This is a genomic window from Vibrio phycocola, assembly GCF_053850235.1.
Window position 1 is genome coordinate 46,363 of the sequence record NZ_JBSQDJ010000011.1, and the last position, 18,655, is coordinate 65,017.

The 18,655-nt window shown below is 40.2% G+C and carries 20 protein-coding genes; 15 read left to right on the top strand and 5 right to left on the bottom strand.

The annotated features are described in order from the left end of the window. Positions 1-23: 23 nt before the first annotated feature. Positions 24-338, bottom strand: a complete 315-nt coding sequence (gene cyaY, locus ACWU4D_RS14800; protein WP_456052217.1) for an iron donor protein CyaY — start codon at positions 336-338, stop codon at positions 24-26. Positions 339-412: 74 nt separating this feature from the next. Between cyaY and lptM the strand changes: the two genes are divergently transcribed. The 7 genes from lptM (at position 413) to ACWU4D_RS14835 (ending at position 7,570) form a co-directional block, all read left to right on the top strand. Beyond that, positions 413-532, top strand: coding sequence for an LPS translocon maturation chaperone LptM (lptM, locus tag ACWU4D_RS14805; RefSeq protein ID WP_456052218.1), 120 nt, complete (start codon positions 413-415; stop codon positions 530-532). Between the two features lie 27 nt (positions 533-559). Beyond that, on the top strand, positions 560-1,813 hold the full coding sequence (lysA, locus tag ACWU4D_RS14810) for a diaminopimelate decarboxylase (RefSeq protein WP_456052219.1): 1,254 nt from the start codon (positions 560-562) through the stop codon (positions 1,811-1,813). 9 nt (positions 1,814-1,822) lie between these two features. Continuing rightward, positions 1,823-2,653: a diaminopimelate epimerase gene (gene dapF / locus ACWU4D_RS14815; protein WP_456052354.1), complete on the top strand. Its 831-nt coding sequence runs from the start codon at positions 1,823-1,825 to the stop codon at positions 2,651-2,653. An 11-nt stretch (positions 2,654-2,664) separates the two neighbouring features. Further along, positions 2,665-3,336 (top strand): DUF484 family protein, encoded by a 672-nt coding sequence (locus ACWU4D_RS14820; protein WP_456052220.1) that lies wholly within the window; start codon positions 2,665-2,667, stop codon positions 3,334-3,336. A 2-nt stretch (positions 3,337-3,338) separates the two neighbouring features. Next, positions 3,339-4,274 carry a tyrosine recombinase XerC gene (xerC, locus tag ACWU4D_RS14825; protein ID WP_456052221.1) on the top strand — a complete coding sequence of 312 codons (936 nt, stop codon included), beginning with the start codon at positions 3,339-3,341 and terminating at the stop codon, positions 4,272-4,274. Next, complete coding sequence (gene yigB / locus ACWU4D_RS14830; protein WP_456052222.1) at positions 4,274-4,990, top strand: 5-amino-6-(5-phospho-D-ribitylamino)uracil phosphatase YigB; 717 nt, start codon at positions 4,274-4,276, stop codon at positions 4,988-4,990. Before xerC ends, yigB begins: the two co-directional genes overlap by 1 nt. 84 nt (positions 4,991-5,074) lie before the next feature. Beyond that, a complete protein-coding gene (locus tag ACWU4D_RS14835) occupies positions 5,075-7,570 on the top strand; it encodes an EAL domain-containing protein (protein WP_456052223.1) in 2,496 nt (831 codons plus the stop codon). Here ACWU4D_RS14835 and ACWU4D_RS14840 read toward each other — a convergent pair. The 3 genes from ACWU4D_RS14840 to ACWU4D_RS14850 form a co-directional block, all read right to left on the bottom strand. Further along, positions 7,559-8,170: a tRNA-uridine aminocarboxypropyltransferase gene (locus ACWU4D_RS14840; protein ID WP_456052224.1), complete on the bottom strand. Its 612-nt coding sequence runs from the start codon at positions 8,168-8,170 to the stop codon at positions 7,559-7,561. The two genes, ACWU4D_RS14835 and ACWU4D_RS14840, sit on opposite strands and share 12 nt — an antisense overlap. Next, complete coding sequence (locus ACWU4D_RS14845) at positions 8,167-9,186, bottom strand: hypothetical protein (RefSeq protein WP_456052225.1); 1,020 nt, start codon at positions 9,184-9,186, stop codon at positions 8,167-8,169. Before ACWU4D_RS14845 ends, ACWU4D_RS14840 begins: the two co-directional genes overlap by 4 nt. 107 nt (positions 9,187-9,293) lie before the next feature. Continuing rightward, positions 9,294-10,292 carry an alpha/beta fold hydrolase gene (locus ACWU4D_RS14850; RefSeq protein ID WP_456052226.1) on the bottom strand — a complete coding sequence of 333 codons (999 nt, stop codon included), beginning with the start codon at positions 10,290-10,292 and terminating at the stop codon, positions 9,294-9,296. Positions 10,293-10,429: 137 nt separating this feature from the next. On the opposite strand from ACWU4D_RS14850, the gene ACWU4D_RS14855 reads away from it, so the two are divergent. The 8 genes from ACWU4D_RS14855 (at position 10,430) to ACWU4D_RS14890 (ending at position 17,849) form a co-directional block, all read left to right on the top strand. After that, a complete protein-coding gene (locus ACWU4D_RS14855; protein WP_456052227.1) occupies positions 10,430-11,629 on the top strand; it encodes an EAL and HDOD domain-containing protein in 1,200 nt (399 codons plus the stop codon). Between the two features lie 133 nt (positions 11,630-11,762). Then, complete coding sequence (locus tag ACWU4D_RS14860; RefSeq protein ID WP_456052355.1) at positions 11,763-12,098, top strand: metalloregulator ArsR/SmtB family transcription factor; 336 nt, start codon at positions 11,763-11,765, stop codon at positions 12,096-12,098. A gap of 32 nt (positions 12,099-12,130) precedes the next feature. Beyond that, the gene (locus ACWU4D_RS14865; RefSeq protein WP_456052228.1) at positions 12,131-13,132 is read left to right on the top strand and encodes an ArsJ-associated glyceraldehyde-3-phosphate dehydrogenase; all 1,002 of its coding nucleotides are present in this window, start codon (positions 12,131-12,133) and stop codon (positions 13,130-13,132) included. A 12-nt stretch (positions 13,133-13,144) separates the two neighbouring features. Further along, entirely contained in the window at positions 13,145-13,630 is a 486-nt protein-coding gene (locus ACWU4D_RS14870; protein ID WP_456052229.1) for a cyclin-dependent kinase inhibitor 3 family protein, read from the top strand. Between the two features lie 75 nt (positions 13,631-13,705). After that, complete coding sequence (arsJ, locus tag ACWU4D_RS14875) at positions 13,706-14,923, top strand: organoarsenical effux MFS transporter ArsJ (RefSeq protein WP_456052230.1); 1,218 nt, start codon at positions 13,706-13,708, stop codon at positions 14,921-14,923. 173 nt (positions 14,924-15,096) lie between these two features. Continuing rightward, the gene (locus ACWU4D_RS14880; RefSeq protein ID WP_456052231.1) at positions 15,097-15,468 is read left to right on the top strand and encodes a DUF4145 domain-containing protein; all 372 of its coding nucleotides are present in this window, start codon (positions 15,097-15,099) and stop codon (positions 15,466-15,468) included. A gap of 847 nt (positions 15,469-16,315) precedes the next feature. Continuing rightward, positions 16,316-16,915, top strand: a complete 600-nt coding sequence (locus tag ACWU4D_RS14885; protein WP_456052232.1) for a lysoplasmalogenase family protein — start codon at positions 16,316-16,318, stop codon at positions 16,913-16,915. Positions 16,916-16,991: 76 nt separating this feature from the next. After that, positions 16,992-17,849, top strand: a complete 858-nt coding sequence (locus tag ACWU4D_RS14890; protein WP_456052233.1) for a polysaccharide lyase family 7 protein — start codon at positions 16,992-16,994, stop codon at positions 17,847-17,849. A 67-nt stretch (positions 17,850-17,916) separates the two neighbouring features. Here ACWU4D_RS14890 and rsmD read toward each other — a convergent pair whose 3' ends face one another. Continuing rightward, positions 17,917-18,510, bottom strand: a complete 594-nt coding sequence (gene rsmD / locus ACWU4D_RS14895; RefSeq protein ID WP_456052234.1) for a 16S rRNA (guanine(966)-N(2))-methyltransferase RsmD — start codon at positions 18,508-18,510, stop codon at positions 17,917-17,919. Between the last annotated feature and the right edge of the window lie 145 nt (positions 18,511-18,655).

Below are 18,655 nucleotides of genomic sequence, written 5' to 3' on the forward strand. Positions count from 1 at the left end.
TTTTTCATGTTTATTTCCTAGAGTTAACACCAGTCTATTGATTCACCTGCATGTTTTTCACATTCACCTTTAACAAATTCAATTAATTCAGCGCCGGTTTTAGAGCAAATCCACTGCTCATCAATGCGCTTAAAGTGAAAGCCACCCGATCGAGAAGCTAGCCAAATTTCGTGCATAGGCTCTTGGCGATTAATAACGATTTGGCTTCGATCTTCAAACTCGAGATTCATTACATTCCCAAGGCTTTCATAATCGATATCAGCACCTGAATCATCGATTAATTCTTCAATTTTTTCTAATTCAACATCTACGAGTTGATGAAATTCAGTATCGTTCATTTCATTGTCCTATTGCTTTTCTGGCTTGTGGTGCGATTATAGGGGGCATTGAATCAATAATCACGAATTGGAAAATGAAAAAAGCCATCGCAGCATGTTTTTTATTGAGCCTATTAGGGCTAACTGGGTGTGGTCAAAGCGGTCCATTGACTATACCTCAAGAGTCCGCACCGCAACATGAAGAACAACAATAAATATTAAAGATTTTTAAGGAAAAGGTTTTGGATTACTTCAATTATCAAGATGATGGCCAACTTTGGGCTGAAGATGTCAACCTAACGCAATTGGCGAGTCAATTTGGTACACCACTTTACGTGTATTCTCGAGCGACAATAGAACGTCACTGGAAAGCGTTTGATAATGCCGTTGGTGAGCATCCTCATTTAGTGTGTTATGCCGTTAAAGCGAACTCCAATTTAGGCGTGTTAAGCGCCCTAGCTCGTTTAGGTTCAGGGTTTGATATTGTATCTGCAGGTGAACTTGAACGTGTTATTGCGGCGGGTGGTAATCCGTCAAAAATCGTATTTTCTGGTGTCGGTAAAACCGAGCAAGAAATGCAACGAGCACTAAGTCTGAAGATTAAATGCTTCAATGTAGAATCTGAGCCGGAATTGTTGCGTCTAAATAAAGTTGCGCAAGAGATGGGCGTGAAAGCACCAATATCTCTACGAATTAACCCTGATGTTGATGCACAGACGCACCCTTATATTTCAACTGGGTTGCGAGATAATAAATTTGGCATTGCGTTTGATCGTGCTCCAGAGGTATATCAATTTGCCAATTCTTTAGAGCACTTAGAGGTTCACGGTATTGATTGTCATATCGGCTCTCAATTGACCAATATTGAACCGTTTATTGATGCAACAGACCGCCTTCTAAAATTGATTGATGATTTAGGCGAGCAGGGCATTCAAATTAAACACCTTGATGTTGGTGGTGGCTTAGGCGTGGTTTACGATAATGAACAGCCTCCAGAGCCTGCAGAATATGCCAAAGCACTACTCTCTCGTTTAGATAACCATAAGCATTTAGAATTGGTGTTTGAGCCAGGGCGAGCCATTGCAGCTAATGCTGGGATCTTACTGACAAAAGTTGAGTTTCTTAAACCTACTGAGCATAAGAACTTTGCCATTATTGATGCCGCAATGAATGATCTGATGCGTCCCGCACTTTATCAAGCATGGCAGAATATTATACCGGTAGTACCTCGTGAAGGTGAGGCTATGGTATACGATTTAGTCGGTCCAATTTGTGAAACTGGAGACTTCATCGGTAAAGATCGTTCTCTCGTATTGGAAGAAGGTGATTTACTCGCGGTTCGATCTGCTGGCGCATATGGGTTTGCTATGTCGTCAAACTATAATACTCGAGCTCGTGCAGCAGAGATTATGGTTGATGGTGATACCGTTCATCTTGTACGCAAGCGCGAAGAACTCTCTAGCCTATGGGCTCTTGAAAACGTATTACCGGAGTAAATGACGTTTATGCATTTCCATTTTTCTAAAATGCACGGGTTGGGTAATGACTTTATGGTTGTTGATTGCATTACCCAAAATATATTTTTTTCTCCCGAGTTAATTCGTCGCTTGGCGAATCGTCATACCGGAGTGGGTTTTGATCAGCTTCTTGTGGTTGAAGCGCCTTATGATCCCGATAGTGATTTCCATTATCGTATATTTAATTCAGATGGCAGCGAAGTCGAGCAGTGTGGCAATGGCGCACGCTGTTTTGCTCGTTTTGTTCGAATGAAAGGCTTGACCAATAAATACAGTATTGGCGTCAGTACCAAGAAAGGCAAAATGGTGCTGAAAATTGAAAATGATGATCAAATTACCGTCAATATGGGCGTACCTGAACTTGAGCCAAACAAAATTCCTTTCAAAGCGAAGCAAACCGAGAAAACGTATATTTTGCGAGTGGGGGATAGTACGTTATTTTGTGGCGCAGTTAGCATGGGAAATCCGCATGTTGTGACGGTGGTGGATAATACAGAAACTGCCGATGTGGAAACATTAGGCCCATTACTTGAATCTCATGAGCGCTTTCCTGAGCGAGTCAATGCCGGCTTTATGCAAGTGAAGAGTCGCAAGCACGTTAAACTTCGTGTTTACGAACGTGGAGCTGGCGAAACTCAAGCTTGTGGCAGTGGTGCATGTGCGGCTGTTGCAGTGGGTATTATTCAAGGTTTACTCGATGAAAGTGTAAATGTTGACCTACATGGCGGTTCATTGAAAATACAATGGAAAGGACCGGGTAAACCACTGTATATGACAGGGCCAGCAACGCATGTTTTTGATGGACAAATATCTTGTTAAAAAGGGATCTCGTGCAAAGTACCGAAGTAAATGAATTAACCGCTGAATTGGTTGCCGATTATCTGAGGGATAATCCGAATTTCTTTTTAACTCATCCTGAATTGGTAGAGAGAATTCAATTACCTCACCACCAAGCTGGAACCGTATCTTTGGTACAAATCCAGTTAACTCGTCAGCGCCAAAAAATAGAAGAACTTGAAGAAGAGATCACTGCACTAATGTCTCTTGGTGCGAATAACGATCGTACTTTCCATGAATTTGTGGAACTGCAGCAACAGATGTTCAAATGTCGCTCGCTTTATCAAGTTATTAAAGCCATTGAAGAGAAAGCATTAAGTTTAAACTTGAAAGCTCATATACGCTTCATGGAATCTAAAGAAAGTAAGTACTTACTTGATAAAGAGTATTGGCAACGTTTTAAGACTAACCACTTAAACGGAAAACAAGCGTATTTAGGCAGAATGCGTCAAGCTGACCGTCATGGCCTATTTGGAGAAAATTCTCTGATGCCTGAAATGGGTTCCTATGTTGTATTGCCGATTAAAAGCGGTTTAGTCGAAGGGTTTTTAGCCTATTCAAGTGAGGATGGTGGTCATTTTCAGCCTTGCATGGATATCTTGTTTCTGCGTCACCTTGTCAGTATTTTTTCTTACTTGATAGAAACCTTACCCTGGGATGAGTAGTTATGGAGGAATCCACTCTCTTTGACTTACCTGACTCATTAACTCAACCACTTCAATCCTTTCTCGATTATCTTTGCCATGAGAAAGGGTTAAGTGTTCATACTCAAAAAAACTACTGTCAGCAATTAACTACGATGGCCATACATTTAGACTCGATGGGCGTAGATTCATGGCAAAAAGTTGATGCAGCTTGGGTTCGCCAACTCGTAAGTAAAGGCATGAGAGAGGGTATGAAAGCAAGTAGTTTAGCGACTCGCTTGTCTTCACTACGAAGTTTCTTTGATTTCCTTATCTTGCGTGGAATATTGAGCGCAAATCCTGCTAAAGGCGTATCAGCACCGAAAAAACAGCGACCTCTACCGAAAAATATCGAAGTCGATGAATTGAATCAGTTGCTCGAAATGAATGACTCAGACCCTTTATCTATTAGGGATCGAGCTATAATGGAGATGCTATACGGTGCTGGATTGCGCCTGGCAGAGTTAGTGGATATTAATGTTAAAGATATCGACTTACGCTCAGGAGAGTTACGTGTTATCGGTAAAGGCTCGAAAGAGCGTAAAGTGCCATTTTCGGGTCAGGCGAAAGATTGGGTGAGTAAATGGTTACATGTGCGCGGTGAGTTGGCGAATACCGATGAAGTCGCCCTTTTTGTTTCACAACGTGGTACTCGAATCTCACATCGAAATGTTCAAAAACGGATGGAGCAATGGGGGCAGAAGCAAGCGATCGCAAGTCATGTCAGCCCACATAAACTGCGTCATTCTTTCGCTACTCATATTCTCGAATCAAGTAATAACCTAAGAGCTGTGCAAGAGTTGTTGGGGCATGAAAATATATCGACCACACAGATATATACGCATCTTGATTTTCAACACTTAGCTCAAGTGTACGACCAATCGCATCCACGAGCGAAAAAACGTCGTAAGGAAAAGTAATGCGCTGTTATCGTTCGTTGCCGACTATCAAAGCTATGACCTTCGATCTCGATGATACCTTGTATGATAATCATCCAGTCATCGCGAACTTAGAGGAGAAGGTCTTGCAGTGGATGAGGCAAAATTATCCAATAACACAGGAGTGTTCTCGTCAATGGTGGTTTGAGATAAAGCAGAGAGTTATCGCTCAGAATCCCAACTTGAAACACGATGTAACAGAATGGCGGCGTGAGCAGATTCGACTAGGCTTAGTGCTTTTGGGTTACGATGATCCTAAAGCTAAACATGCTGCCGACCACACTATTATCGAGGTCTTGCGCTTGCGTAATTGTATCGATGTTCCACATGAAACTTACCGAGTGCTCTCTATTTTATCTCAACATATTCCATTAATTGCGATTACGAATGGCAATGTGGATCCAAGCCGAATTGGATTATCGGACTATTTTCAAATGGTCTTAAAAGCAGGTCCCGATGGACGTGCAAAGCCTAACTCAGATATGTTTCAAGCCGCACAAGCGAAACTAAACATACCAGCCAGCTCTATTTTGCATATTGGTGATCATCCGATAACCGATGTATATGGGGCTTGGGATAATGGTTTTTCTTCCTGTTGGTTTAATGATAAATCCCTAACCATACGCCATTCTATAAAATTCAAAACCTTACCTGATTTAGAAATTGATCAGTTGGCGGATCTCATAACTTTAGTCTAGAGTTGTAGAATAATAATCTCATATGTTTTTTTCTCGTCAGTGTTAGGCACTTGATACGTTAGTTGAAGTATCAAACTGGAAATTATGGAAACTCAATCATTTATCGTTGAAAATTGCGAGTCGTTGGAACTTAAGCTTCAATCTCTAGATAAGTTTGAGGGGGCAAGTGTATTGATCCAATTGTTCTCGGATAGCGAACAGGATCTCGTTGGCGCACTTGCAAAGATCCTTTTGCGATCGTTTCCCCATGCCACATTAATTGGTATGAGCAGCGAGCAATTGATTGAACATGGTGACATCGTTGAGCATCATTCTCTGATAGTGATTACTGCTTTTTCACAAACACAGTTAAGTAGCGTTGTCGTTCCTTATACTGCAAGTCCTATCCAGGCAAACGTCACACAGCTTGAATCATTAAACATCACTCCAGATACCAAAGCAGCAGTTTGTTTTGCCGATCGCTTTGAACATGCTGAACCTCACGATATTCAATCTATGTTTGACCTCCCTATCGATTTCCCGATAGCCGGTGGGGCATCCTGTAATACCGAACACGGTCAGTGGGTACTGTTGGGTGAAAAGCTTTATCAAAGCGCATTTGTAGCAGTTGCGTTTCATGGTAGCGAATTATATGTCGATGTAGGTGGATTTACTGAATGGTATCCATTAGGTGAATCGTTTGTTGTGACGAAGACGGATGGTTGTGTTGTCGAAAAGATTGATAATTTACCTGTGAGAGAGCTTTATGATCGATATCTTGGTGATAATGATGAATTTCCATTTGAGCTTATCAAAAATTTTCCATTTATTATCGGTGAAGAACAAAATCAAGATGTTTACGCCCCAATAAAAAATATGGGGAGTGAAGGGATATTATTTGATAAAGAAATCCCAGAGGGGGCGAAAGTACGGTTTTGTTATAATCATCCATCCCTTTCCTTGGATAAAATACAAATTTATTCTCAGAAGCTTATTCAGCGCTCTCCAGAATCGATATTTATCTATAATTGCTTCTCTCGATTAAGCTTTATGGAGGGCAATTCAGAATTAATTCCTATGCAGAATGTGGCCAATACTTATGGCACTTACTGTATGGGGGAATTTTGTCGGCTGGATGGTAAGCAAAGGGTTTTACATCATAGTTTGACTTTTATCGCGATGAGAGAAAAAGAGAGTTCAACTTTAACTAATCATCACCATAGTAAACTCCCGATAAGTTACGCGAAATCAGTATCCCCACTGTTTAGCTTGATTAAAAATTCCTTTTTAGATTTGGATATACGAAATCAATCGATGGCAGAGCAGATTCAGCAGCAAACCGATATGCTGACACAAAGCTATCGTATTGATCATCATACTGGTTTACCTAATCGAGTAGCATTGCATCAACGATTAGAGAGTATCGAAGACAACCAACACCTATTGACGTTAAAAGTGACAGGCTTTAGCCGTATTAATGAAAAGTATGGCTATAAAGTTGGCGATAAACTGCTCCTTGATATCAGCGAATATTTCAAAAGTTATATTAAGCAAAAAGAGTATTCGACTTTTGAAGTCTTTTCGATTGGTGTAGGTGAGTGGGCATTTATCTTTACCACAGATTTAGATGACGCATATGTACAGTTAAATTTTTCTGAGTTCACCGATGCACTAGAGAATGTGAATTTTGAACCATTTGGTTTACCTGATGTGGATTATCTGTCGGTTTCGGTCAATGGTGGGTTAGTGAGTCGACGTGACTTCCCTGCACAACCTGTTGAGGATTTATTACTGAGATCAGTAGAGGCACGACGCTATGCTGACCAGAACAATAAACGATTTTACAACGCAAATGAATTAATTGAGCGAGATGAGAAACGCCTTGAGCAATTAAGTTGGCTGTCATTCGTGAGTCGAGCCATTCTTGACGACAATATTGTTCCTTTTGCACAACCTATATTCGATGCTTCCGACCATTCAATTGCGTCATATGAATGCTTAGTACGAATCCAAGATGGAAGCAGTATTATCGAACCAGGTAAGTTTTTGCCCATTATCGAAGGTACTCATTTGTATACTCGCTTGAGTCGACAGATGGTAACCAAAACCTTTGAAATTATGAAAAACCGTTCTGAGTCCTTTTCGATTAACCTCGCACCTCAAGACTTTATGAGTGAACATACGTTGGAGCATCTTGAACAAGCAATAAAGCAAATTGATGATCCAACCCGCGTCGGTATCGAAGTGTTGGAAACGGAGCAAATTAAAGACTATTCTCGTATGATCGATGTATGTAATCAGCTGCGAGCCTTAGGTGCTAGAATTATCATTGATGACTTCGGGAGTGGTTATTCGAATATTGATGAGATTATTAAACTAGAGCCTCAAGTGATAAAAATTGATGGCAGCTTGATTAAAGATATCGACTCCAATTTGAAGCAGCGTCATATTACTCAACAGTTAATAACATTGTGTCATGTATTAAACGCTAAAACCGTGGCTGAGTTTGTTCACAATGGAGAAATCTGCCGTATTGTTGAAAATATGGGTATTGACTATATTCAGGGGTATCACCTTGGAAAGCCTACCTTACTCAAGTAGATATCTGTTTTCTTTCAGCATGTGACCACTTTTATCTGCTAAGTAACTTTTCATCATAAAATGAAAAAAACTCTTCAGTTGTTTACTATTTTTTGTCTCCTTTAAAGCTGAGAGCAATTCTATCGCAACTTCTAATGTACATAGGCTATCGTTTTGTTGGTTTTTCCTCAGTTGGTAATGAGAGGATTGACTAGGGCAGAATGAAACCCGCTGAATATTATCAAGCCATGGACTTTTTCGTTCCATCTTCTTTGCCTCTTGCCATGTTCCATCAAGCAATAAAAAGTGCGGAGTCAGTTGGCATTCTTGAGCTCTTTTTAAAGCCAAACCCAATGGTTGACTCGTTTGGTTGGGAAATAGCAAAAGCGGTACTTGATGAGGTTGTTCAAGACGATCTATCAAATCTGGGATTTTTTCAGTGCGCTTCCATTGATAGCGCTGACAATCTGGCAACGAATCAACCAGCCATTTACCAGTATTGGTTTCTCGTTCAAACTCCTTCTCATGAGTTATCAGTGACAGCGTTAAGCCACTTTTTAGTCGTGGTATTTTGTCACAAATGCATTGAAATTTTAGTCCGCATCTCGAGCAAGGAATCATGGTTCGACTTTAAATAATTGCATCCCACCGTTTCCAATGGGATAGAGCTGCTGACCAATTTTCTCCTGATCGGTTTTGATACCACCGTCAATTCGATCAAATATTCGTCGAGAAACTAAATACTGTCCTTGGTTTTGAGTCATAACGACTTCGATTTGAGTAGCATTCAGTATTTGCCAATAACCACGCTCGACGATTTCACTTTGGGTTCGATTGTCAAAGTATCGAGTAATGGCTTCGTGAGTGTTGCCTAGAGTCAGTTTTATGTTTAATGCTTGATTATTCAGGCTCTGTGCCTGGTATTCACCTTCCCATCCGTCCAAAGCATCAAAGCTACTGACACGAGCACATCCTTTATAGCGAATTGAATTGCTTTTTGCAGAAGCCACCCAACCATATAAGTGACCATCTTCTTGCAATTGACAGAGTGAAGGGCTGAGTATGACAGAGCTCTCTAAACCATAGTAACGTACTTGCTGCTTGAACTGTTCTTTACGTGTTATAGCGACATTGTATTGCCCTGGAACAAATACCATTTCTTGATTTTCGATCGATACTAGCCATTTTGGTGAATGACCTAGTGCTTGAGTTGGGTGCGGAGGTTGACTACAGCTCAAAACTGCATCGTCTGCAACAAAGTTAATCTGTTTGACCACGAGTTGAGCACGATAGTCGGCATTAAATCCAGATCGACTTGGAACATCTAGGTAACCAATGAGTTCTCCATACAATTCTTGATAAGGATAATGAGTTTGATCGGCAAGCGTCTCTTTTAACTGTGGTGAAAGTGTTAGTGTGTATTGATCATTTGTGCCACACGGAATAAAGGAATTGGTCTCTCCTCCAATAATCATTTTTCCACGGAATACGATATTGCGATAGTCGATAGAATCAGGGATCGCCAGGTTGGCGAGTTTTGGGTCATTCGCTTTTGAAGATGACTGATTAGAGCTAGAGCAGGCAACTAAAAACATCGTGCAGATTAATGGAAGCAATGTGCGAAAAAATCGTATCATCTTAAAAAGTCTCAGATAGGGTAGAATCGTAGTAATAACCACGTATTAAATTAATTATAAAATAACTGGGATTCGGCGATGTCAGCGTTTCTTTTTCTCATGTTAAATTAAGACGAAATTGTGTAGCGTTCAATAAACCTTGTTAATTCCTTTAGGCAACGATTTCGATATTCGTCTTTCTCAAATAACAGCTCGTGGTTTGCGCCTTTAATGGCCATCAAATGTGCGTCTTGGTTAACTGTCTGAACTTTGTCCATTAATTTAACTTGTGCTTGGTTTTCAACAATTTGATCGTTACCTGCTTGAAGAATAAGCAGCGGAGTTTTTAATTTTTTCGCATCATTTAGCAATTGTTTTACCGTCACCAAGCTTTGCCATACCCAAGTGATGCTTGGCCCACCGACTTGGAGTTCAGGAAACTGTTTATACAATTGGCGAAACCATTTATAACGTTGTTTGCTTTGACTTAGCGGGTTATTAAGAAATGGTTTAGTTTCATAGGGGCCGTACCCTGGAGCAAAGGTCGGCACTGAAGATTTCTGGCTTAACCAACGGGTATACTGGATTGCGAAAGGGCGCATATACCAAGGAACAGGTAAACCGACCATCGGGGCAACAGCGACACAAGCAGAAAACACCGGTTGAGGTGTTTGTTGTAGATAGCGGAGCGTTATCGCACCTCCCATAGAATGCGCGAGGAGGAATTTTTTTTCATAGTGGTCCAATTCAAAAAACTCGACCATACTTTCCAGATCGGAAACGTAATCTTGAAATTGCTCCACATGACCAATACTGTCTTCAATGTGCGGGTATTTGGATAAACCTTGCCCGCGATGATCGTATGAATAGATATCATAACCGAGCTGAAAGAGATCGTAGAAGAGCTCTTGGTATTTGAAAACAGTCTCGATTCGCCCGTTGACAATAAAAATGGCTTTGGTGTGATGTGCAGCGGAGAACTTGCACCAGTGTAGTAATGAACCGTCGAATGAAGAATGGTAACCCGACTCTCGTTGCTGCCAAAAGTCACTAATCGATGAGCTCATCGCTTGTTCATAGCCAGTTTCTTGAGTATATCGTGATGTAGAGACGGTTTTTCTAGTCATAATGTTACATGTTGGTCTAGTTAGTGGATGAATCGGGCTTAATTAGAGTAAACTAGCTAAACTTAATTGCAACGATTATGCTATTTTCTGATGATCCTAAGCTAAGAGAGTGACGTTTATTTTCGTTAAGGAGCGAAATGTATTACACCTATGTGGCACGACAACCAATATTGAACGTAGATCGTGTCACGACGGGATACGAGCTATTGTTTCGTGATGGTGAATGTCATGCATTTCCAACTCATATTGCTTTCGATCGAGCGACCTATCGCTTAATTGTCGAATACTTTACTCGCTACGGGTGCAATCCTAACTACAACAGTTCACGGTGTTTTGTGAATTTTTGTCATCATGGCTTTATTAATCGCCTGCCACTAACATTGCCCAAAAGCTTTTTCTTTATCGAAATCTTGGAAACATGCGATCCGGATGATGATTTATATGAGGCTGTTCGAGAATTGTATCGTAGTGGTTATAAATTGGCCGCAGATGACTTTGTCTTCTCCCCTCAATGGGAACGATTTCTCCCTTATCTTGATATTATTAAGATCGATATTGCCATTACCGGAATCGACTACGCTTGTCATTTTGTGACATCGAAGGTCATTGCTGGATGTAAGGCTAAGTTCTTAGCTGAATGCGTTGCAACAGAGCAAGAGTTTATTGCTAGTCGTGAAGCAGGGTTTGAGTTGTTTCAGGGGGATTTTCTTCATCAACCCATCTTGATACAAGATCAAGAGGTAAATTTACAACGTCAGGCTATATTTGAACTCATTAACGAAATTTTCCGAAACGATATAAATATAAATCGATTAGAGAGTTTGGTTGGTAATCAGCATGACTTACTCAATATAATTTATGATTTTTTGAAACTCTCTAGCACACAACGTGCATCATTGGATTCCCCTCTTGCTCCCCTCAGAGAAGATAATATTAAAATTCCCATTGCGCTGGCCATTGTTTCTTATCTTTCGGAGACCAAACCTAGAGAACTCTATAACCTCTCTTTACAACGGGCTCGATTTTGTCAGCTTATGGCCGATAAAGCTCCCTGCAAGTACTCCTCTGACCAACTATTTTTCACCGGATTATTCTCTCTTTTGGATGCATTAATGGGCGTTCCTTTAGAAGAATTAGAACTTCCCAAACCAGTAAAACAAGCGTTGACGCACAGGGAAGGGGAGTTAGGTAACCTTTTAGATTTTTATATGAGCCTTGAAAGTGCAGATTGGAACCTCTTGCAAACTTATTGTGATGATTATTCTTTGACCATGCATGAAGTGACGAAGCTTTTCCACATTGCTCAGTGTTGGAGCCAAGACTTAAAGCATCTTTAATTTTATTCTTTCCTTCCCTCAGTTTATTTGCGTTTATGTTTGTGAACTTTTGATGACTTCGTTATGACGCTATTGATCTCATCTTTTTATGTATTAATATATGCATATCCATATATTAAAGAATTCAATCATGATAGATCCTCACCAGTTTTTTAAATTACTGTCAGACGAAACACGTTTACGTTGCTTGCTTTTGATCTCACGAGAAGAATCTCTGTGTGTCTGTGAGCTCACTGCTGCACTCGAAGAGAGTCAGCCGAAGATATCTCGTCATTTAGCACAGCTACGTCAATGTGAAGTGCTATTGGATGAGCGACGTGGTCAGTGGGTGTATTACCGAGTATCGTCAACGCTACCGGGTTGGATGCGAAAAGTGATTGAAGGGTTACAGCAGTCTAATTGCTTACAACAACAATATTTGAATGATAGTGAGCGGCTAAAGAAGATGGGCGCTCGTCCTTGTACTTAGTTTAAGAAAGATAGTTTTAGAGAGATAATGAGATGACAATTAAAGTCGGTATCAACGGATTTGGCCGTATTGGACGTTTAGCACTTAGAGCATCATTCGACTGGGATGAAATAGAGTTTGTTCGTATTAATGATGTTGCTGGAGATGCTAAAACATTAGCGCATTTACTAGAGTTTGATTCTATTCAAGGACGCTGGCATCACGAAGTAAGCATCGATGGCGATAAAATAATTGTCGCTGACCAAGAAATTAAAACAACTCAATGCCGAGAGATCGATGCGGTAGATTGGTCCGATTGCGATGTTGTAATTGAGTCTACGGGTGTTCATCGCGACAAGTCATTACTCGAAAAATACCTTGCTCAAGGGGTGAAACGTGTTGTGGTTTCTGCGCCAGTAAAGGAAGAAGGGATCGCGAATATTGTTGTTGGTGTTAATGATTCGATCTTTGAACCTGATACCCATCAAATTGTCACCGCTGCTTCTTGTACCACGAATTGCATCGCACCGATCGTTAAAGTTATCCATGAGAAATTAGGTATTGAGCAGTCCTCATTTACGACAATTCACGATTTAACCAATACTCAAACAATTCTCGATGCGCCACATAAAGACCTTCGTCGTGCCCGAGCGTGTGGTATGAGTTTGATTCCTACCACAACGGGCAGCGCGACTGCAATCGTTGAAATCTTTCCTGAGCTTGCTGGAAAGATTAACGGCCATGCAGTGCGAGTCCCATTAGCCAACGCCTCTCTAACGGACATTATTTTTGATGTAAAGCGTGATACCACTGCAGAAGAAGTAAATACGCTACTTAAAGAAGCGTCACAAGGCGAAATGGCCGGCATTTTAGGATTTGAAGACCGTCCATTAGTATCGATTGATTATCGTGGTGATCAGCGTTCAACCATTGTCGATGCGTTGTCGACCATGGTGGTTGGTACTCGCATGGTTAAGATCTATGCTTGGTATGATAATGAAATGGGATATGCAACACGAACCGCTGAATTAGTGAAAAAAGTCGGCTTAGCATAGGAATTAATGAGAATGACACATCCAACTTGGGAATTATTGGTTGATGATAGCGCTTTGGTATTAATGCCTTGCCCTGGAACGAAGGAAGCCGACTTACAAAGCTCGCTCGAGCAGTTAAAGGCTCAAGGTGTTATGGCTATTGTGACCGCGATTAGCTGTGATGAAATGAAAGTCAAAAATGTAGAACAACTAGGTGACCTTAGTGAGAAGCTTGGTATCACTTGGTTCCATTTACCGATTGAAGATGATTGTGCGCCTGATGCAGAGTTTGAAGCAAAATGGCAGGATGTTTCTCCTCAGCTTGAATCGATTATGACTCAAAGTGGCAAAGTTGCTCTGCATTGTATGGGAGGCTCTGGTCGAACTGGTTTGTTGGCAGCACGTCTATTGCTTGATAAAGGCTGGGAGCTGCCAGATATCATTACTCAAGTTCAAGCCTTGCGTCCTGGGGCTTTTCAAAAAAGTATTCAAATAGAATACATTGAGCAATTTGCTTAATAGCGTACAGCTGATAGAGCATTTGGATCATCATGTTCCAAATGCTCTATCACCACCTAACATGGAGTATTTTCGATGAACTCAGCTTCACCCGCTGACGCGAAAAATTCAATACGCCAATATATGTTGGTGACATTTAATTACTGGAATTTCACCTTAACCGATGGTGCACTCCGGATGTTAGTGGTGCTCTATTTCCATCAGCTTGGCTACGATGCCTTAACCATTGCCTCGCTCTTTCTATTTTATGAATTCTTTGGCGTTGTAACTAACCTAGTCGGTGGCTGGCTAGGTGCTAGGTTAGGTTTAAATCGGACAATGAATATGGGCTTAGCGATGCAGATAGTGGCGTTGCTAATGTTGGCGGTTCCAACTGCTTGGTTAACTATTCCATGGGTGATGTCTGCTCAAGCTTTATCAGGGATAGCAAAAGACCTCAATAAAATGAGCGCAAAAAGCTCGATTAAAGGTTTGGTCTCAGGGAATCAACAAGGTCGTCTTTTCCAGTGGGTTGCGGTGTTAACGGGATCGAAGAATGCATTGAAGGGGGCTGGCTTCTTTTTAGGCGGAGTACTGTTAACAACGATCGGGTTCCAATATGCTGTGGTCGCAATGGCAACAGTATTAGTGTTTGTATTGATTGGCAGTTTGTTTTGGCTTGAATCTGATCTAGGGAAAGCGAAAAGTAAGCCCAAGTTTAGTGAGTTATTTTCTAAATCTCCTGCGATTAACATTTTATCCGCTGCTCGCCTATTTTTATTTGGCGCTCGAGACATATGGTTTGTGGTCGCACTACCCATTTATTTAGGCAAGGTATTTGGTTGGGATCATTATTGGGTTGGTGGTTTTCTCGCACTTTGGATTATTGGTTACGGAGTGGTGCAAGGCATTGCACCTAAGCTAACAGGTAAAGCAAAGGGAACGATCCCCGATGGTAAAGCCGTATTTTACTGGGCGATACTATTAGCATGTATCACTGGGCTCATTGCCTATGCAGTCGAAATGCAGTGGTACCCTCAAGGCGTTATTGTGGTTGGATTATTGGCGTTTGGGGCGGTTTTTGCGATTAACTCTTCGTTACATTCTTATCTTATCGTTAGTTACGCTAAGGAAGATGGTGTCTCATTGGATGTCGGCTTTTATTATATGGCTAATGCAATGGGACGTTTAATTGGAACGATGTTATCGGGTTATTTATTTGTGGTCTCTGGTTTAGCTGCCTGCTTGTGGTTTTCGTTTGTCTTTCTGATTATCACTTCTGTTATCTCTTTAAAACTTCCTCGTCATGCATAACATATTCGTGAGAATTGGTTAATTTTGATATGGATTTAAATTTAACTTAGGAAAGATGGGGGAGATTAAGAGAGTTTTCTCGCGATCGTTTATAATAACTGTGTCACCACGTTTTAAATTACGAGACTTTGTTTTAAGTTGAACCGACTATCGCTGGAGCAAGCGAGGATCTGATGTCAGATATCGAAAAAGTAGTGGTAAAAACAGAAAAGCTCGAGAGCCTTCTTAGAGAGCAATATCATGCTCAAGGTAAAGAACTGCATCAATTAATTTCAAGTTGTGAAGGCCGCTTACCTCATGACATCGTGCCACAGCTTCGTTATATCGCAACGGTTAGTAATAAGATAATTAATGGAAATGGATTTAAGTTTGATAATCAAAAGCGGTTTTTCGACCAGTTTGATGCGTGTATTCAGTCATTAACACCTCGTTCAGTGCGTTTTGTATGGCGAGCAGCATGGGGAGTGTTTATTGTAATGACTCTAGGGAGTTTAATTTTTTATTACTTAAATTGGGAAGAGCTATCTCGGTACTTGTTTGAATAATATTAATATGGTGTTTGCTGAGTATAAAAAGAAAAAAGGACGCATTTGCGTCCTTTTTTCTTTTTTAATTATTTCAAATGATTAGTAAAGCATTGGGAGTGTCATGATACCGAGGACAACCGCTATCATTACAAGCCCCTGCTTTTGTGATGAAGTCATCATAACACTGCTCCTTAATCTGTGTTGCTTCATTAATATACAGAATAGCACTGTTTTACCGATTTGATCAAATTATTTGTTCAAATCGGTAAAAAACCATGTTTAGTCATTAAATTGACGTGTAAATAGCATGGTTTTTGTGAGGGTATAGACATTTATGGTTGATGTTATTGTCATTGAACGAGTGAAAGTTAATTTAATTCATTGATTTTAAGGTAATTATCTATGTTATCAATATGTGTCAAAATTTTATTGTTGGTTTTATTGGTTTGAGTAAGAAGATTTTAGTTTGTTAGAGTATTATGCATTAAACAGTGTTCGAAATGATTGCTACTCATATCGATATTTTATTTCCAAGAAAAACATCGATGAAGAGGTAGGTTTTTTGTGGATTAAATTACTAGATGATCTTCATTGAGCTTGATACATAAAATATAAACTTAACAACCTTAATGTATTGATTTTAAAGTTTAATTATTGTGGTTTTAGTAAGTATTTATGATGACTATAGTGTCTAACTGAGTTATTTGTGATTAGTTTTAGCGGTATCGAATCAGATGAGTACTTAACTTTGGTTTAGGTGAGGTTGCTAGTAATTATTAATATCAAGATCGAAATTTTTGCATTCACTGTTGGATTTCTAAGGCTCGCGCTCTACACTGGAGCAGTTATTTAGCTGGGAAGAGTCATGGTTATTCGATTTTCTGGATTGTCTTCATATCAAGGTAGTGTCGCAAAATATACCTCACTGGTATTAAGTGGCATGTTAGGGTTATTTGTACTTCTCGTTGCCCCTTTGCATCAATATTCAATTGCTCTTCTTGCTGTTGCTACCGGAATTGGTGTAACTATTTTAGGTGATTTTCTTCTTATTCAGCGTGGTTATAGTAAAGTTCGATTTATCATGTTTTCTATCGCTTCGTTACTTTATAGTGTAGCGTTTTGGAGCTTTACCGAAGGAGTGATGCATTGGTGGTTGCCCGTGCTCTTATTCGCTTCTGGCATTGTTATATTATTGCTGATTCTTCCTCAAGTTGAGTCATATGTGTTTTCTACTTCTCTAGTCGGAGTGTTACTACTCGGATTAGTTTGGTCGACAGCCGAATGGTGGTTACAACATCATAGTGTGAATGCATTGTTTGCACTTTCTGGCTCTGCGATTCTATTTGTTACGGCCCTCACTCTTGCGGTCCGAAAAGAAAGAGCTGTGTTTTTCTCTCGTACTCCTTTTGTTCTATTAGGCTATTTAATGTCGCAAACTTTATTTTCGTTATCTGTATTACTTTAGAGTCATACTTTCCATCACAACGAACGCCCATTTTTAATTAGATTAAGCTTTGTAGACAAGGGTAGGTAAAAAGAGAATGAAAACTAAACAATTTAAAGTTTCCACAATTGCAATGGCATTAGTTGGGGTATGTGTTTCCTATACAAGTTCAGCTGGTGAGCACGTGGAACCTGTTAAATACAGTCAATTCCAAGAGGTACTTTCTGAGTCAAAATTACAGGTTTCTGATCCGGGAGGTAAAGCTGGTAATAAATCCGAGCTTGGAGCCGGGGGAAATTTTAATGGTGTCGTCAGTGAGCACTTTTATGTTGATAGTGATTCTGAAGCGCTTATATTTAAGATGTCAGGTTATAAAAACCGTAGTGAAGTGAGAGTATTGAATAATTTTGATACATCACTTCCAAATACTTATTATCACTTAAGTGCTGCGTTAATGCCGATTGATCCAAAAGACTCGATTAAAGATAGTGATTCTAAAAATGATGCGATGACATTCTTGCAAGTTCACAATGCGGGTTCAGGAAAAACAGAGCGTGGTACAACGGGCTCTGGCTATATTCCTCACCCTCTATTACGTGTTGTGTACGAAGGAGAGCGTGATGGAAAAGTCGATCACTACTGGGCAGTCATTAAGAATAATGCAGTGAACTGTGGTTCTAAAAGTGGGAACAAAGGTAAACCTGAATGTAAAAATGCATACATAAAGTTGGACCTTGGCCCTGTTGATATGACTAAGCTCACTCAGTTTGATATTAAGGTTGGCAACTCAACGCTTATGATTGACGTGAATGGAGAGACTAAGGTTGATCATGATATTAGCTACTGGAGTCACCTAAATAGTTACTTTAAAGCGGGTGTTTACAATCAGTTTAAAAATGGAACGAGTGAAGTCCACTTCAACAGCTTAGAATATAAAGTTGAAGAGAAAAAATAGTCGTTAATCGTAGTTTTGGTGTGTAAAAAGGCCAGTGATTGCTAAATCGCTGGCTTTTTACTTGACGTTATTTGCGAATAAATAAGCGATAGCAAACTTGTCCTGCAGTTTTTTCTCGGTGTAACTCCCAATTTTGTGGGATGCTATTTAAAGGCCACTCTTTTTCGGCTTCCAGATAAATCATCGCATTTTCTGACAACCAGCCGTTTTCTTCTAATTTTTCACAGGTTTCTTCCAATAATCCTTGGCGAAAAGGAGGATCGATGAAAACCACATTCATTGGTGTACTAGGTTGAGAGAGAAAAGTAAGCGCATCACACTGCTTTAGTGTGATGTTTTCAGCATTTAACGTTGTACAGTTTTGTTGTAACTGTTTAAATACCAAAGTGTTTAATTCTATCATGGTGACCTGTTGGGCGTGGCGTGAAGCCGCTTCAAATCCCAGTGCTCCTGCTCCCGAAAATAAATCGAGACAGTTGGCTTGTGCGATATCGCCGGCTAACCAATTAAACAATGTTTCTCTAACTCTATCAGTGGTTGGGCGTAACCCTTCTACATCTTGAACGGGGAGCTTTCTTCCTCGCCACAGTCCACTAATGATGCGAACAACGCCTGTTGAAGGCTTTTTGTTGGATTTAATAGGGTGACGACGTTTTACCATGATTTTTTGACCGAAAATAAAGTGTTACTATTATGTCGCCTTGTTGAATGGTATCAACAAGAAGGCAAGTACAATGGATAAGATGCCAAAGTTTACCAGTGTAAGTGGAAAGTTATTACTGCTTTGTCATTATTTCTCTTTTTAT

Excerpts from the sequence above, each read along its gene's own strand:
- cyaY (WP_456052217.1), bottom strand. The coding sequence starts at position 338 with ATGAACGATACTGAATTTCATCAACTCGTAGATGTTGAATTAGAAAAA.
- lptM (WP_456052218.1), top strand. The coding sequence starts at position 413 with ATGAAAAAAGCCATCGCAGCATGTTTTTTATTGAGCCTATTAGGGCTA.
- dapF (WP_456052354.1), top strand. The coding sequence starts at position 1,823 with ATGCATTTCCATTTTTCTAAAATGCACGGGTTGGGTAATGACTTTATG.
- xerC (WP_456052221.1), top strand. The coding sequence starts at position 3,339 with ATGGAGGAATCCACTCTCTTTGACTTACCTGACTCATTAACTCAACCA.
- yigB (WP_456052222.1), top strand. The coding sequence starts at position 4,274 with ATGCGCTGTTATCGTTCGTTGCCGACTATCAAAGCTATGACCTTCGAT.
- ACWU4D_RS14835 (WP_456052223.1), top strand. The coding sequence starts at position 5,075 with ATGGAAACTCAATCATTTATCGTTGAAAATTGCGAGTCGTTGGAACTT.
- ACWU4D_RS14840 (WP_456052224.1), bottom strand. The coding sequence starts at position 8,170 with ATGATTCCTTGCTCGAGATGCGGACTAAAATTTCAATGCATTTGTGAC.
- ACWU4D_RS14845 (WP_456052225.1), bottom strand. The coding sequence starts at position 9,186 with ATGATACGATTTTTTCGCACATTGCTTCCATTAATCTGCACGATGTTT.
- ACWU4D_RS14850 (WP_456052226.1), bottom strand. The coding sequence starts at position 10,292 with ATGACTAGAAAAACCGTCTCTACATCACGATATACTCAAGAAACTGGC.
- ACWU4D_RS14855 (WP_456052227.1), top strand. The coding sequence starts at position 10,430 with ATGTATTACACCTATGTGGCACGACAACCAATATTGAACGTAGATCGT.
- ACWU4D_RS14865 (WP_456052228.1), top strand. The coding sequence starts at position 12,131 with ATGACAATTAAAGTCGGTATCAACGGATTTGGCCGTATTGGACGTTTA.
- ACWU4D_RS14870 (WP_456052229.1), top strand. The coding sequence starts at position 13,145 with ATGACACATCCAACTTGGGAATTATTGGTTGATGATAGCGCTTTGGTA.
- arsJ (WP_456052230.1), top strand. The coding sequence starts at position 13,706 with ATGAACTCAGCTTCACCCGCTGACGCGAAAAATTCAATACGCCAATAT.
- ACWU4D_RS14880 (WP_456052231.1), top strand. The coding sequence starts at position 15,097 with ATGTCAGATATCGAAAAAGTAGTGGTAAAAACAGAAAAGCTCGAGAGC.
- ACWU4D_RS14885 (WP_456052232.1), top strand. The coding sequence starts at position 16,316 with ATGGTTATTCGATTTTCTGGATTGTCTTCATATCAAGGTAGTGTCGCA.
- ACWU4D_RS14890 (WP_456052233.1), top strand. The coding sequence starts at position 16,992 with ATGAAAACTAAACAATTTAAAGTTTCCACAATTGCAATGGCATTAGTT.
- rsmD (WP_456052234.1), bottom strand. The coding sequence starts at position 18,510 with ATGGTAAAACGTCGTCACCCTATTAAATCCAACAAAAAGCCTTCAACA.